The sequence below is a fragment of the Ruegeria sp. F5 genome, from assembly GCF_056533845.1.
Window position 1 is genome coordinate 131,587 of the sequence record NZ_JBQFOU010000006.1, and the last position, 12,943, is coordinate 144,529.

Consider the following 12,943-nt stretch of genomic DNA (forward strand, 5'->3'; position numbering starts at 1 on the left):
CATTCTCCTAAATCGACCGGGTGACCCGGCGCTTCCCCGACCCGATTTGGCAGGTCAGGAATATGTTTTGTCAAACCGGCTCCAGCAGCTTGATCGAGATATGGGCGATGCCGCCGCGTTCGTGGTGCATCGCCAGCTCCTCGGAGCCGAAAAAGGCCCGGGCCTTATCCAGATCGACAACCTCGAACATCGCAATCGCATGGTCGCGCTGATCGGGGTCGCGCCACACATGCAGGTCGCGGATGCCCGCGGCCTTGCGCATCGGTTGGTCCTCGCGGAACACTTTCAGCCAGGCGTCGAAATCGGCCACATCGGCCTGCCAGAGTACATGAGTCGCCATGATTACAAATCCATCAGCAGGCGGCGCGGGTCTTCCAGCGCCTCTTTCACGCGGACAAGGAACGTCACCGCGCCTTTGCCGTCGACGATCCGGTGGTCATAGGACAGCGCCAGATACATCATTGGGCGGATCTTGATCTCACCATTGATGACCATCGGGCGGTCCTGAATCTTGTGCATGCCCAGAATGCCCGATTGCGGCGGGTTCAGAATCGGCGAGGACATCAGCGAGCCATAGACGCCGCCGTTCGAAATGGTGAAGGTGCCGCCTTGCATTTCTGCCATCGACAGCTTGCCGTCGCGGGCGCGTTTGCCTTTCTCGGCAATGGCTTTTTCGATGGCGGCGAAGGACATCGAATCCGCATCGCGGATCACCGGCACCACCAGACCCTGAGGCGTACCGGCGGCCACGCCCATATGGACGAAATTCTTGTAGACGATGTCGGTGCCGTCGATCTCGGCATTGACTTCGGGAACCTCTTTCAGCGCGTGGCAGCAGGCTTTGGTGAAGAAGGACATGAAGCCCAGACGCACGCCATGCTTCTTCTCGAACTGGTCCTTGTACTGGTTGCGCAGGGCCATCACCTCGGTCATGTCCACCTCGTTGAAGGTGGTCAGGATCGCGGCGGTGTTCTGCGCATCCTTCAGGCGCTTGGCGATGGTCTGGCGCAGACGGGTCATGCGCACGCGTTCCTCGCGCGAGGCATCCTCGGCGGCAACAGGTGCGCGTGGGGTTTGGGCAGCGGGGGCGGGCGCAGCCGCCGCAGGCCCAGAAGAAACAGGTGCGGCAGAAGCCGCTGCCGCAACGGCATTCGCCACGTCTTCTTTCATGATGCGGCCATCGCGGCCTGTGCCGGTGACCTGATCGGCGGACAAACCTGCCTCGGCCATTGCCTTATCAGCCGAGGGCGCATTTGCGATATCCTTGCCGCTTGTGGCTGCTGCCGGAGCCGCCGCAGGGGCTGCCGCCGGCGCTGCTGCCGCACCTGCCGCCGAACCGGATATCACCGCCAGCTTGGCCGTTGCCTCCACGGTTGCGCCTTCCGGGGCGACGATCTCGGCCAGAACTCCCGCTGCCGGGGAAGGAACCTCGACCGAGACCTTGTCGGTTTCCAACTCACACAGCATCTCGTCCTGCGCGACGGCATCGCCGACCTGTTTGAACCATGTGGAAACGGTGGCTTCGGTGACGGATTCGCCCAGCGTTGGGACCATCACGTCAACGCTGCCGCCGGATGCCGCCGGAGCCGCCGCAGGGGCTGGGGCCGCTGCGGGCGCGGGGGCTGCGCCTTCGCCTGCCGCGATGGTCGCCAGCAGCGCGTCGACGCCAACTGTCTCACCTTCGGCGGCCACGATCTCACCCATCACGCCAGCCGCCGGAGAGGGAACCTCGACCGTGACCTTGTCAGTCTCCAACTCACAGAGCATTTCATCCACTGCCACGGCGTCACCGGGTTTCTTGAACCAGGTTGCAACCGTGGCTTCGGTGACGGATTCGCCCAGCGTGGGAACACGAACTTCAATGGACATCATTACTTTCCTTCAATGCTCAGCGCTTCGTTCACCAGCGCTTCTTGTTGGGCTTTGTGTTGGCTGGCCAGACCCGTCGCGGGCGAGGCCGAGGTGGCGCGGCCGACATAAACGGGCCTTGTGTGTTTGGCCTTGATGCGGGTCAGGACCCATTCGATATTCGGCTCGATAAAGGTCCAGGCCCCCTGGTTCTTGGGCTCTTCCTGACACCAGACAATCTCGGCCCCTTTGAAGCGCTCAAGCTCGTTGATCAGCGAATGCGCGGGGAAGGGGTAGTATTGCTCGATTCGCATCAGGTAGACGTCATCAATCCCGCGCGCGTCGCGTTCTTCCAGCAGGTCGTAATAGACCTTGCCCGAGCACAGGACGACCCGCTTGATCTTGTCGTCCTTGACCAGTTTGGTGTCCGAGTTTCCGTGCTGCGCGTCATCCCACAGCACCCGGTGGAAGCTGGAGCCGGTGGTGAACTGATCCGCCGTGCTGACCGCCAGCTTGTGCCGCAACAGCGATTTCGGCGTCACCAGGATCAGCGGCTTGCGGAAGGTGCGGTGCAACTGGCGGCGCAGGATGTGGAAATAGTTCGCAGGCGTCGTGCAGTTCGCCACGATCCAGTTGTCCTGACCGCACATCTGCAGGAACCGTTCCAGCCGCGCGGATGAGTGTTCCGGGCCCTGCCCTTCGAACCCGTGCGGCAGCAGGCAGACCAGACCGGACATGCGCAGCCATTTGCTTTCGCCCGAGCTGATGAACTGGTCGAACATGATCTGCGCGCCATTGGCAAAATCGCCGAACTGCGCCTCCCACAGGGTCAGGGCGTTTGGTTCCGCCAGCGAGTAGCCATATTCGAACCCCAGCACCGCATATTCCGACAGCATCGAGTCGATCACTTCGTATTTCGACTGGCCCTTGCGGATGTTGTTCAGCGGGTAGTAGCGATCCTCGGTGTCCTGATGCACAAACCCCGAGTGGCGCTGCGAGAATGTCCCGCGCGTTGCGTCCTGACCGGACAGGCGCACCGGATAGCCCTCGGTCAGCAGCGAGCCAAAGGCCAGCGCCTCACCCGTTGCCCAGTCGAAGCCTTTGCCGGAGTCGAACATCTGCTTCTTGTGGTCCAGCAGGCGGGCCACCGTCTTGTGCACCGCGATGTCGTCGGGCGCATGGGTCAGGGCGTTGCCGACCTCGGCCATGGTATCCGGCGAGATGGCGGTTTCGCCGCGCACATATTCCTCTTTGCTCTTGTCCATGTGCGACCAGCGCCCGTCCAGCCAGTCGGCCTTGTTGGGCTTGAAGTCCTTCCCGGCCTCGAACTCATCGTTCAGATGGGCCTGGAAGGCGGCTTTCATGTCTTCGATTTCGCCCTCGGGGATCAGACCGTCCTTGACCAGCCGCTCGGTATAGAGGCTCAGCGTGGTCTTATGGGTCTTGATCTTCTTGTACATGATCGGGTTGGTGAACATGGGCTCATCGCCCTCGTTATGGCCAAACCGGCGATAGCAGAAGATGTCGATGACCACGTCCTTGTGGAACTTCTGGCGGAACTCGGTCGCCACCTTGGCGGCGTGGACCACCGCCTCGGGGTCGTCGCCGTTGACGTGGAAGATCGGCGCTTCGACCATCAGCGCGATATCGGTGGGATAGGGGCTTGAGCGGCTGAAATGCGGCGCGGTGGTAAAGCCGATCTGGTTGTTGACCACGATATGCATGGTGCCGCCGGTCTTGTGGCCGCGCAGGCCGGACAGGCCGAAGCCTTCGGCCACAACGCCCTGACCGGCAAACGCCGCGTCGCCATGCAGCAGGATGCCCATCACGGCAGTGCGGTCATCATCCTTCAACTGATCCTGCTTGGCGCGGACCTTGCCCAGCACGACCGGGTTCACCGCCTCGAGGTGGCTGGGGTTCGCGGTCAGCGACAGGTGGACCGCGTTGCCGTCGAACTCGCGGTCACTGGACGCGCCCAGGTGATACTTCACATCGCCTGAGCCATCCACATCCTCGGGCTTGAAGCTGCCGCCCTGAAACTCGTTGAAGATGGCGCGGTAAGGCTTGCGCATCACGTTGGCGAGGATGTTCAGACGCCCCCGGTGCGGCATGCCGATCACGATATCCCTGATCCCCAAAGCGCCGCCGCGCTTGATGATCTGCTCCATCGCCGGGATCAGGCTTTCGCCGCCGTCCAGACCGAAGCGCTTGGTGCCCATGTATTTGACATGCAGGAATTTCTCGAATCCCTCGGCCTCGACCATCTTGTTCAGGATCGCTTTGCGGCCTTCCTTGGTAAAGGCGATTTCCTTGCCGTAACCTTCGATCCGTTCCTTCAGCCAGGCGGCCTGTTCCGGGTCCGAGATATGCATGTATTGCAGCGCAAAGGTGCCGCAATAGGTCCGTTTCACGATCTCGACGATCTGCCGCATGCTGGCGACCTGCAGCCCCAGCACGTTGTCGATGAAGATCGGGCGATCCATGTCGGCATCGGTGAACCCGTAGGTTCTGGGGTCCAACTCGGGGCTGGTGCTGGCCGCGCGCATGCCCAGCGGGTCCAGATTGGCGGCCAGATGGCCCCGGATGCGATAGGCCCGGATCAGCATGAGCGCCCGCAGACTGTCAAGCACAGCGCGCTTGATCTGGTCTTCGCTGACCTTCACGCCGGTATCCACGGCCTTTTCCTTGATCTTCTTGCCTGCCGCCTTGGCGTCGATCTCGGCCCATTCGCCGGTCAGCGCGCCGGTCAGATCATCTGCCGGCATTGGCGGCCAGTCGGTGCGCGCCCAGGATGGCCCGTCCGCCTCGCGCTGGATATCCGGCACGGCGTCGCCCATGGCCCGGAAGAACTCACCCCAGGCGGCATCGACCGCGCCCGGATCCCGCGTGTATTGGGCATAAAGCTGTTCCAGATATTCGGCATTGTGCCCCTGCATGAAGCTTGAGGCATGAAAGGCAGAGTTGGGCGAGTGTTCGGTCATTGGGCTACCTCATATGGGTTGGGACCGTATTGGTTGGTGCCTGGCTGGCTGGGGCGGGCAAGCCACCACAGAACCAGGAGGGGCGACACAAACAAGACAAGCAGTGTCGGAATGACAATGAGCAGAGTGGCACGGGTGAACAGAATGTCCAAACTGCCGCCATGCTGGAAGCTGGACGCAAGGCCGATGCCAAAGACCAGCACGGCAGCGGCCCCGACGATCAGCAGGATCGGCAGCAAGGCGTAAAGCCCGCTGCGCCCGGTATCATGCATCCGCCGCCACGCGACGGCCAGATGCGGGATGAACACGATTAGGGTCACGATGCTTTGCACCGGTTGGCGGGACGTGGCGGTGACGGACTTGACCTCATCGGTTTGCGTCTCAGAGACCTGCGTAAAGAACTGCGCATCGATGATCCCGGCGATGATGTTCCAGATCACGATGAACAGGAAAAAGAACCAGTATTCCGGCCGCGAGGCTCTCCCTGAGAAGGTGAAGAATTTCGAGAAACAGGTGCGGATGGCGTCAGAGAAGGTCATGGGGATACCTCACTGAGGCTTAGTGGGAGAGATACTGATGACTGCCGGTGGCAGAGCATCGAAGATTTGCGGATCGAATGTTCTTCTGGATTCGGGGAGCTCGATTGTCGTCGACGAATAGAGCGTTCTGAGTGTCGGTTCGTCCATATTGGCGGCAAAGATCTTTGCGTTGCCCGCCGTTCCAAACAAGGCTGTCACGCCGTCCCGATTACTCTTTGGCATGTCCTCGGGCCATTTTTCTGCAAAACTGTCGAACTGTGTTACGGCGTCAAGGATGGTGCTGGGTCCCGCCATGATACAATTACCATTACCTAGGCTTACGCCGAGAACTGCCAGTTGGTACTCGCCTTTGCTATATGCGGGCTGGTTCGGAGGCAGCGCAGAGTTGCCCAGAATTGAGGCGGCCATGAAGTCAGCATTTACAATCAAATAACCAAGCTGCGTGCCAAGGTCGTCGCTATTTGCCATTAGCTCGAGGGCTTCATCGCCAAAGACAGTGAAGTCCCGCGCAAACAACGACCAGAACAGCACGTTCAAACTCGTTTGCGGTGCATCACCAGCCTGCCAGCCGAGATTTTTCAACTCGTCATCAACCGCCGCAACGTTGTTTCCGAGGTCAGAACACAGGCTCAATACATCGCGGACGGTTTCCGGTTCACCGGATGCATATACGGAGCTGTACAGAGTACTTAGCGCGACGAATACTGCACCCGTCCGGCGGCACCGCCGGGCAGCGCCCGGCCGCCCCCATGGGCGGGCGCTTTGCGCCCACCCGCGGCCGGGCGCTGCCCTCAGAGCTATGTCCCGGTCCTTGAACATCTTACCCAATCGCTTCCAGCACAGCCTCACCCAGCTGCGCCGGGCTTTCGGCCACGACGATACCGGCACTGCGCATGGCTTCGATCTTGTCCTCGGCACCGCCCTTACCGCCAGCGACAATCGCGCCCGCGTGGCCCATGCGGCGGCCCGGAGGGGCGGTGCGGCCTGCGATGAAGCCGGCGGTCGGCTTCTTGCGGCCCTTCTTGGCCTCATCCGCCAGGAACTGCGCGGCTTCTTCTTCGGCTGAGCCACCGATCTCACCGATCATGATGATCGAGTGGGTCTCGTCATCGGCCAGGAACCATTCCAGCACGTCGATATGCTCGGTCCCTTTGATCGGGTCGCCGCCGATGCCGACGCAGGTGGACTGGCCCAGACCCACATCGGTGGTCTGCTTGACGGCCTCATAGGTCAGCGTGCCCGAACGGGACACAACACCGACCGAGCCGCGTTTGTGGATATGGCCGGGCATGATGCCGATCTTGCAGGCATCGGGCGTGATAACACCGGGGCAGTTCGGGCCGATCAGGCGCGAGTTCGAGCCTTCCAGCGCGCGCTTCACCTTCATCATGTCCAGAACCGGGATGCCTTCGGTGATGCAGACGATCACCTCCATCTCGGCATCGATTGCTTCGAGGATCGAGTCCGCCGCGAAGGGCGGCGGAACATAGATCACGCTGGCGTTGGCTTCGGTCACATGCTTGGCCTCGTGGACCGAGTTGAACACGGGCAGGTCAAGATGGGTCATCCCGCCTTTGCCGGGGGTCACGCCGCCGACCATCTTGGTGCCATAGGCGATGGCCTGTTCGCTGTGAAATGTGCCCTGCGAGCCGGTAAAGCCCTGACAGATCACTTTGGTATTTTCGTCGATGAGGACTGCCATCTGGAATTCCTTCTTTCCTGCTAGCCGGGATAGGTCATCGAGACCTGAACTGTGCCCGGTGATTCATATCGGTGATTATTGCCAATGGTGTAGATATCGATGAGCAGCGGCAGACTGCCGCCTGAGCGGACGGACCAGCTTCCCGGACCGCGCTGTTCAACTGTTGGATAGTACTGACGGAGCGTGCTGCCCACGGTCGCTTCGACCTCGGGCTGGTTCAGCAGCCGGGTGTAGACCGTGCACAGCCCCGCAGGCCGGTTCGTCGCGTCAACCTCGGCATGGGCGGTATTCGCAGGGGCGTCAAAGTAGTGCGACTGGCCCCGACGAAGGCCGGATTGATTCACCCCGCGGTCGACCACGCGATAAGTGAAACCGGCGGCGGGAAAAGCCTGCGCCGCGCTGGCCCTGCGAAACATCACCTCGACGCACCAGTAGGTCAGGCCCAGAACATTGGCCCGCGCCGCATCGCGCATGGGGTCGTTTTGCTGCGCGAGGACGGGTTGTGCCAGAGCCAGAAGAGATATGAGTGCCAACCGTATCATCACTCGGTCTCTGGAATGAATGCGGCAGTGTAGAAGCTGAACACTTCGTCCGTGACGTTGATATCGATCGGATAGGGCAATCCGGGGAGCGCTCCGAAGACCGAATAGTGGACACCGTTTTCGCTCAGCGTGTTTCCACCTGACTTTTCGACCTGTTTGCCACCAACCATGTTAAGTTCGGGTGTTTGTTCCACCATGGCCGTCAAAGCGACGCCAATCTCTCCCGGATTGGTTGGAGGAGATCGGAATTGATTCATCTCGCAGTCGATTTGATACCCTGAAGGACCGTAGGTTATTTGAACCGCTTTCCACAGAGACAAAGCCGGGTCTTCATACACCCAGTGCAGAAGGCTACCGTCGTCGGTCGTCTGATACGTCTGGCTGATCGTATCGATCAGCTTTTTGTACTCCACCCGAGTTAGCGCAAAATAGGGGCCGCATTCCTGCAGAAAACGGCTCCATTCTTCGACAACGAAATTCTGGGCGACTGATTGTGCGTTTGCCGGGTGTGGCAGTGAAATGGTGAAACCCATTCCGATTGCGAACGCCCAAGACGTCAGGCGCGACGCCTTGTAACGACTGCACTCTCGGTCGCCTGGAATTCCGGGCGAGATCATCCCTTAACCGCCTTCACGATCTTCTCCGCACCGTCTTTCAGGTTGTCCGCTGCGATCACGTCCAGGCCCGAGGTGTTGATGATCTCTTTGCCCTTCTCGACATTGGTACCTTCCAGACGCACGACCAGCGGAACCTGCAGGCCGACCTCTTTCACAGCGGCGACGACGCCCTCGGCGATGACGTCACAGCGCATGATGCCGCCGAAGATGTTGACCAGAATGCCTTTGACGTTGGGGTCCGAGGTGATGATCTTGAACGCCTCGGTCACTTTCTCTTTGGTGGCGCCGCCGCCCACGTCGAGGAAGTTGGCGGGCTCGGCCCCATAGAGCTTGATGATGTCCATCGTCGCCATCGCCAGACCGGCGCCGTTCACCATACAGCCGATCTCACCATCCAGCGCGATGTAGTTGAGGTCGTATTTGCTGGCTTCCAGTTCCTTGGGGTCTTCCTCGGTCGTGTCGCGCAGTTCGGCGATATCGGGGTGGCGGTAGACCGCGTTGCCGTCAAAGCCGACCTTGGCGTCCAGCACTTTCAAGTCGCCGCTGTCCGATACGATCAGCGGGTTGATTTCCAGCATCTCCATATCCTTCTCGACGAAGGCGTTGTAGAGCTGGTTCATCAGCTTGACGCATTGCTTGACCTGCGCACCCTGCAGACCCAGCGAAAAGGCGATGCGGCGGCCGTGATAGGGCTGATAGCCGGTGGCGGGGTCCACCGAGAAGGACAGGATTTTCTCGGGCGTGGCGGCGGCCACCTCTTCGATATCCATGCCGCCTTCGGTCGAGCAGACAAAGGAAATCCGGCTGGTCTGGCGATCCACCAGCAGGGCCAGATACATCTCGGTCTCGATGCCCGAACCGGCCTCGATATAGATGCGGTTGACCTGCTTGCCCGCCGGGCCGGTCTGATGGGTGACCAGCGTGCGGCCCAGCATCTTCTTGGCTTCCTCGGCGGCTTCTTCCACCGATTTGGTCAGACGGACACCGCCCTTTTCACCGGCATCGCTTTCCTTGAACGACCCCTTGCCGCGCCCACCTGCGTGGATTTGCGCCTTGACGACCCACAGGGGCCCGTCCAGTTCACCGGCTGCGGTTTTGGCTTCCTCGGCGCGCAACACGGCGCGGCCGTCGGAGACCGGAGCGCCATAGCTGCGAAGAAGCGCTTTGGCCTGATATTCGTGAATGTTCATCGAAATATGTCCCGTCTGACTACGATTGATCCGTTATAGGCGTGTCTAAGGATCAAGTTTAAAGGGTTTTTTGACAGGGAAGAGGTTTTTCGCGAAGATTTTCCATATTTGTGATCACAGGTTTTTTGGGTGTGATCACAAAAGAAAATGCAGTGCTTGAAATGATTCGTGCTCTGGCTGGCCCTGCCGGAAAACACATTCAATAAAGGCGTTTGCGACGTTTGCGCCAACATTTGTGACCCGATCCGGTGGCCGCAAAAGAAAACCGGCCCAGGTTTGGGCCGGTTTGAAAATCCATGACTGAGTGCCTCAGCCCAGCGAGCTGTCGATGCCCTTGCACGCCTCGATCAGGCCTTTGACAGCGTTGACCGAGTTGTCGAAACCGGCCTGCTCTTCTTCGTTCAGCTTGATGTTGACGACCCGCTCGACACCGCCAGCGCCGATGACAGTGGGGACACCGACATACATGCCCTCAACCCCCAGCTCTCCATCGCAATAGGCGGCGCAGGGCAGAACGCGCTTCTGGTCTTTCAGATAAGCCTCGGCCATTTCGATCGCCGAAGTGGCAGGCGCATAAAAGGCAGAACCGGTTTTCAGCAGACCGACGATCTCGGCACCGCCGTCGCGGGTGCGCTGAACGATGGCGTCCAGTTTCTCCTGCGTGGTCCAGCCCATCTCGACCAGATCTGGCAGCGGGATGCCTGCAACGGTCGAATAGCGCACCGACGGTACCATCGTGTCGCCATGGCCGCCCAGAACAAAGGCGGTGACATCGCGCATCGAGACGTTGAACTCTTCCGACAGGAAATGCGCAAAACGGCCCGAGTCCAGAACGCCCGCCATGCCGCAGACCTTGTTGTGCGGCAGACCCGAGAATTCGCGCAGGGCCCAGACCATCGCGTCCAGCGGGTTGGTAATGCAGATGACAAAGGCGTCGGGTGCGTTGGCGGCGATGCCTTCGCCGACCGATTTCATGACCTTCAGGTTGATGCCCAGCAGGTCGTCGCGGCTCATGCCCGGTTTGCGCGGCACACCGGCGGTCACGATGCAGACATCGGCCCCGGCGATATCCTCATAGGACTGGGTGCCCTTCAGCTTGGCGTCAAAGCCCTCTGACGGACCGGATTCCGCAATGTCCAGCGCCTTGCCTTCCGGGGTGCCTTCGGCGATGTCGAACAGGACAACGTCACCAAGTTCTTTCATTGCTGCGAGGTGGGCGAGCGTGCCGCCGATCTGACCTGCGCCGATCAGCGCGATCTTGGGTCTGGCCATTTGGAATATCTCCGATGGGTTTTGAAATCGCGGTTTTGCTAGTCGTAAATCGGGCGCCGCGCAAGCCTGCTGCGGCGTGGCATACAACCGCATACCGTTTGCGCGACCCGCGCTGATTGCGCTAAACCGCCTGTGACACACGCCGATTGACGGGACGCCCGATGTTCGAACTGAACCTGATGTTTTTTGCCGTGGCGATCCCGGCGGTGATTTTTGCGGGGATATCCAAGGGCGGTTTCGGGTCCGGTGTCGCCTTTGCGTCCTCGTCGATTCTGGCGCTGATCCTGACGCCCGGACAGGCGCTGGCGCTGATGTTGCCGATCCTGATGGTGATCGACGTGGCAACGCTGCGGCCTTACTGGAAACGCTGGAGCTGGCCGGATGCACGCCTTTTGATCCTGGGTGCAGTGCCCGGTGTGGCGTTGGGCGCGTGGCTGTATCGCGCGACCGATGACGATCTGCTGCGTTTGCTGATCGGAGGCATTTCGGTTGGATTCGTGATCTGGCACGTCGCTCAGTCCAAGGGTTGGATTCGCGGGTTCGCCAATCGTCTGCCGCCCTCGGCGGGGCTGTTTGCAGGGCTGATCGCCGGGTTTACCAGCTTCGTCAGCCATGCGGGCGGGCCACCTGCCGCCGTCTATCTGCTGTCGCAGCGCCTGTCGAAGACGGAATACCAGGCCAGCACAGTGCTGGTCTTCTGGGTGATCAACGCGGTGAAATTCGTGCCCTTCGCCTATCTGGGCCTGTTCACATGGCACACGGCGCTGGCCGATCTGCTGTTGACCCCGTTCGCCATCCTGGGGGCATGGCTTGGCGTTCGGGCACACTTCATGCTGTCCGAACGCCTGTTCTTTGGCATCGCCTACGTGCTGCTGACCCTGACGGGCAGCAAACTGATCTGGGATGCGCTGACCTAGGCGTTGGGCGGCAGAGCGTCGGCCAAGGCCTCAAACGACTGGCCCGAGGCGATCAGGCAGGTCACACCTTCAGGCAAAGTCACGGTGATGGTCCAGCTGCCGGTTTTGTCCGAGGCATAGACCTCCATCACCGCGCCCTGCCGCGCGATGCCGATGCTGAGGCGCGTTTCGCCATAGGTCTCGGCCAGCCGCTGCACCACATCTGCCCGTGGCGCGCAGTTCTGTGCGCTGACCAGTTGCGCCGCCAGCACCATGATACCCAGCCCGATCGTCATGTTCAGAAGCGTGTTCTTCATCGCTCACCCCTATTCGATTCCATCTGCCAGTCAGGGTGCAATCCGCAGGCCGAAATCGCGTTAAGGCAGCGCACGTTGCGTCAATTGCCGGAAATGCTGCGCTGCGGCGATTTTGCCCTTGAACTTTCCGCCAAAAAATGCCCCATTTCGCGCAACATTATTTCAATGGGAGAGGCCAGTGGACTCGCGTCAACGCCCCTATCGCTCTGTTCTTTACATCCCTGGCTCGCGAGATCGCGCGCTGGACAAGGCCCGCAGCCTGCCGGTTGATGCGATCATCTTCGATCTGGAAGACGCCGTCGCCGTCGATGAAAAGGCCAATGCGCGGGAAACGCTGAAGTCGGCGCTGGCTGCCGGAGGCTACGGAGCGCGGGTCAAGATCGTGCGCATCAACGGGCTGGACACCGAATGGGGCCGTGCGGATGCCGAAGCGGTGCGCGGGATGGATGCCGATGCCGTGCTGCTGCCCAAGGTGAATTCGGCGGCGGATGTGGAAGCACTGGCCGCGATCACCGGTGATCTGCCGATCTGGGCGATGATGGAGACCCCGCGCGGGATGCTGAACGCGCCCCAGATCGCGGCGCATCCGCTGATGGCCGGCTTTGTCATGGGAACCAATGATCTGGCCAAGGAATTGCAAACCCGCTTTCGCCCGGATCGCCTGCCGCTGATGACCTCGCTGGGCCTGTGCCTGCTGGCCGCCAAGGCCGAGGGGCTGATCATCGTGGATGGGGTCTACAACGCTTTCAAGGATGCCGAAGGTCTGGCCGCCGAATGTGAGCAGGGGCGCGACATGGGCTTTGACGGCAAGACACTGATCCACCCGGCGCAGGTGGATGTCGCCAACACGGCCTTTGCCCCCTCGGAGGTCGAGATCGATCTGGCCCGTCGTCAGATCACCGCCTTCGAAGAGACCGAGGCACAGGGGCAGGGCGTCGCCGTTGTCGATGGCAAGATCGTGGAAAACCTGCACGTTGCAACCGCCCGCGAAATTCTGGCAAAAGCAGAGGCGATTTCAGCTTTGCAAGCGGGGTAAGCC

At 60.8% G+C, this 12,943-nt stretch carries 13 protein-coding genes; 2 read left to right on the forward strand and 11 right to left on the reverse strand.

Features of this window, described 5'->3' with window-relative positions:
• Positions 1-70: 70 nt before the first annotated feature.
• The 10 genes from ACR0K1_RS11320 to mdh all read right to left on the reverse strand — a co-directional run bounded on the left by ACR0K1_RS11320 (position 71) and on the right by mdh (position 10,691).
• The gene (locus ACR0K1_RS11320; RefSeq protein ID WP_480614191.1) at positions 71-340 is read right to left on the reverse strand and encodes a hypothetical protein; all 270 of its coding nucleotides are present in this window, start codon (positions 338-340) and stop codon (positions 71-73) included.
• A 2-nt stretch (positions 341-342) separates the two neighbouring features.
• Positions 343-1,869 carry a 2-oxoglutarate dehydrogenase complex dihydrolipoyllysine-residue succinyltransferase gene (gene odhB / locus ACR0K1_RS11325; protein ID WP_480614193.1) on the reverse strand — a complete coding sequence of 509 codons (1,527 nt, stop codon included), beginning with the start codon at positions 1,867-1,869 and terminating at the stop codon, positions 343-345.
• Positions 1,870-1,871: 2 nt separating this feature from the next.
• Positions 1,872-4,829, reverse strand: a complete 2,958-nt coding sequence (locus ACR0K1_RS11330) for a 2-oxoglutarate dehydrogenase E1 component (protein ID WP_480614195.1) — start codon at positions 4,827-4,829, stop codon at positions 1,872-1,874.
• Entirely contained in the window at positions 4,826-5,368 is a 543-nt protein-coding gene (locus ACR0K1_RS11335; RefSeq protein ID WP_480614197.1) for a DUF805 domain-containing protein, read from the reverse strand. The genes ACR0K1_RS11330 and ACR0K1_RS11335 overlap by 4 nt, the downstream gene beginning before the upstream one ends.
• 9 nt (positions 5,369-5,377) lie before the next feature.
• Entirely contained in the window at positions 5,378-6,001 is a 624-nt protein-coding gene (locus ACR0K1_RS11340; protein ID WP_480850647.1) for a hypothetical protein, read from the reverse strand.
• A 187-nt stretch (positions 6,002-6,188) separates the two neighbouring features.
• A complete protein-coding gene (sucD, locus tag ACR0K1_RS11345) occupies positions 6,189-7,070 on the reverse strand; it encodes a succinate--CoA ligase subunit alpha (RefSeq protein ID WP_170544616.1) in 882 nt (293 codons plus the stop codon).
• A gap of 20 nt (positions 7,071-7,090) precedes the next feature.
• On the reverse strand, positions 7,091-7,612 hold the full coding sequence (locus ACR0K1_RS11350; RefSeq protein WP_480614201.1) for a hypothetical protein: 522 nt from the start codon (positions 7,610-7,612) through the stop codon (positions 7,091-7,093).
• Positions 7,612-8,145 (reverse strand): hypothetical protein, encoded by a 534-nt coding sequence (locus ACR0K1_RS11355; RefSeq protein ID WP_480850649.1) that lies wholly within the window; start codon positions 8,143-8,145, stop codon positions 7,612-7,614. Before ACR0K1_RS11355 ends, ACR0K1_RS11350 begins: the two co-directional genes overlap by 1 nt.
• A gap of 80 nt (positions 8,146-8,225) precedes the next feature.
• Complete coding sequence (sucC, locus tag ACR0K1_RS11360) at positions 8,226-9,419, reverse strand: ADP-forming succinate--CoA ligase subunit beta (RefSeq protein WP_480614205.1); 1,194 nt, start codon at positions 9,417-9,419, stop codon at positions 8,226-8,228.
• A 309-nt stretch (positions 9,420-9,728) separates the two neighbouring features.
• Entirely contained in the window at positions 9,729-10,691 is a 963-nt protein-coding gene (mdh, locus tag ACR0K1_RS11365) for a malate dehydrogenase (RefSeq protein WP_480614207.1), read from the reverse strand.
• Between the two features lie 161 nt (positions 10,692-10,852).
• On the opposite strand from mdh, the gene ACR0K1_RS11370 reads away from it, so the two are divergent.
• A complete protein-coding gene (locus ACR0K1_RS11370) occupies positions 10,853-11,608 on the forward strand; it encodes a sulfite exporter TauE/SafE family protein (RefSeq protein WP_480614209.1) in 756 nt (251 codons plus the stop codon).
• Here ACR0K1_RS11370 and ACR0K1_RS11375 read toward each other — a convergent pair.
• Positions 11,605-11,904, reverse strand: coding sequence for a hypothetical protein (locus ACR0K1_RS11375; RefSeq protein ID WP_480850652.1), 300 nt, complete (start codon positions 11,902-11,904; stop codon positions 11,605-11,607). The two genes, ACR0K1_RS11370 and ACR0K1_RS11375, sit on opposite strands and share 4 nt — an antisense overlap.
• Positions 11,905-12,082: 178 nt before the next feature.
• Between ACR0K1_RS11375 and ACR0K1_RS11380 the strand changes: the two genes are divergently transcribed.
• On the forward strand, positions 12,083-12,940 hold the full coding sequence (locus ACR0K1_RS11380; RefSeq protein WP_480614213.1) for an HpcH/HpaI aldolase/citrate lyase family protein: 858 nt from the start codon (positions 12,083-12,085) through the stop codon (positions 12,938-12,940).
• Positions 12,941-12,943 lie beyond the last annotated feature (3 nt).

What these genes read in the sequence shown, in the direction of transcription:
- ACR0K1_RS11350 (WP_480614201.1), bottom strand. Translation starts at nt 7,612, where the DNA reads ATGATACGGTTGGCACTCATATCTCTTCTGGCTCTGGCACAACCCGTC.
- ACR0K1_RS11355 (WP_480850649.1), bottom strand. Translation starts at nt 8,145, where the DNA reads ATGGGTTTCACCATTTCACTGCCACACCCGGCAAACGCACAATCAGTC.
- ACR0K1_RS11375 (WP_480850652.1), bottom strand. Translation starts at nt 11,904, where the DNA reads ATGAAGAACACGCTTCTGAACATGACGATCGGGCTGGGTATCATGGTG.
- odhB (WP_480614193.1), bottom strand. Translation starts at nt 1,869, where the DNA reads ATGTCCATTGAAGTTCGTGTTCCCACGCTGGGCGAATCCGTCACCGAA.
- mdh (WP_480614207.1), bottom strand. Translation starts at nt 10,691, where the DNA reads ATGGCCAGACCCAAGATCGCGCTGATCGGCGCAGGTCAGATCGGCGGC.
- ACR0K1_RS11370 (WP_480614209.1), top strand. Translation starts at nt 10,853, where the DNA reads ATGTTCGAACTGAACCTGATGTTTTTTGCCGTGGCGATCCCGGCGGTG.
- sucD (WP_170544616.1), bottom strand. Translation starts at nt 7,070, where the DNA reads ATGGCAGTCCTCATCGACGAAAATACCAAAGTGATCTGTCAGGGCTTT.
- ACR0K1_RS11335 (WP_480614197.1), bottom strand. Translation starts at nt 5,368, where the DNA reads ATGACCTTCTCTGACGCCATCCGCACCTGTTTCTCGAAATTCTTCACC.
- ACR0K1_RS11330 (WP_480614195.1), bottom strand. Translation starts at nt 4,829, where the DNA reads ATGACCGAACACTCGCCCAACTCTGCCTTTCATGCCTCAAGCTTCATG.
- sucC (WP_480614205.1), bottom strand. Translation starts at nt 9,419, where the DNA reads ATGAACATTCACGAATATCAGGCCAAAGCGCTTCTTCGCAGCTATGGC.
- ACR0K1_RS11320 (WP_480614191.1), bottom strand. Translation starts at nt 340, where the DNA reads ATGGCGACTCATGTACTCTGGCAGGCCGATGTGGCCGATTTCGACGCC.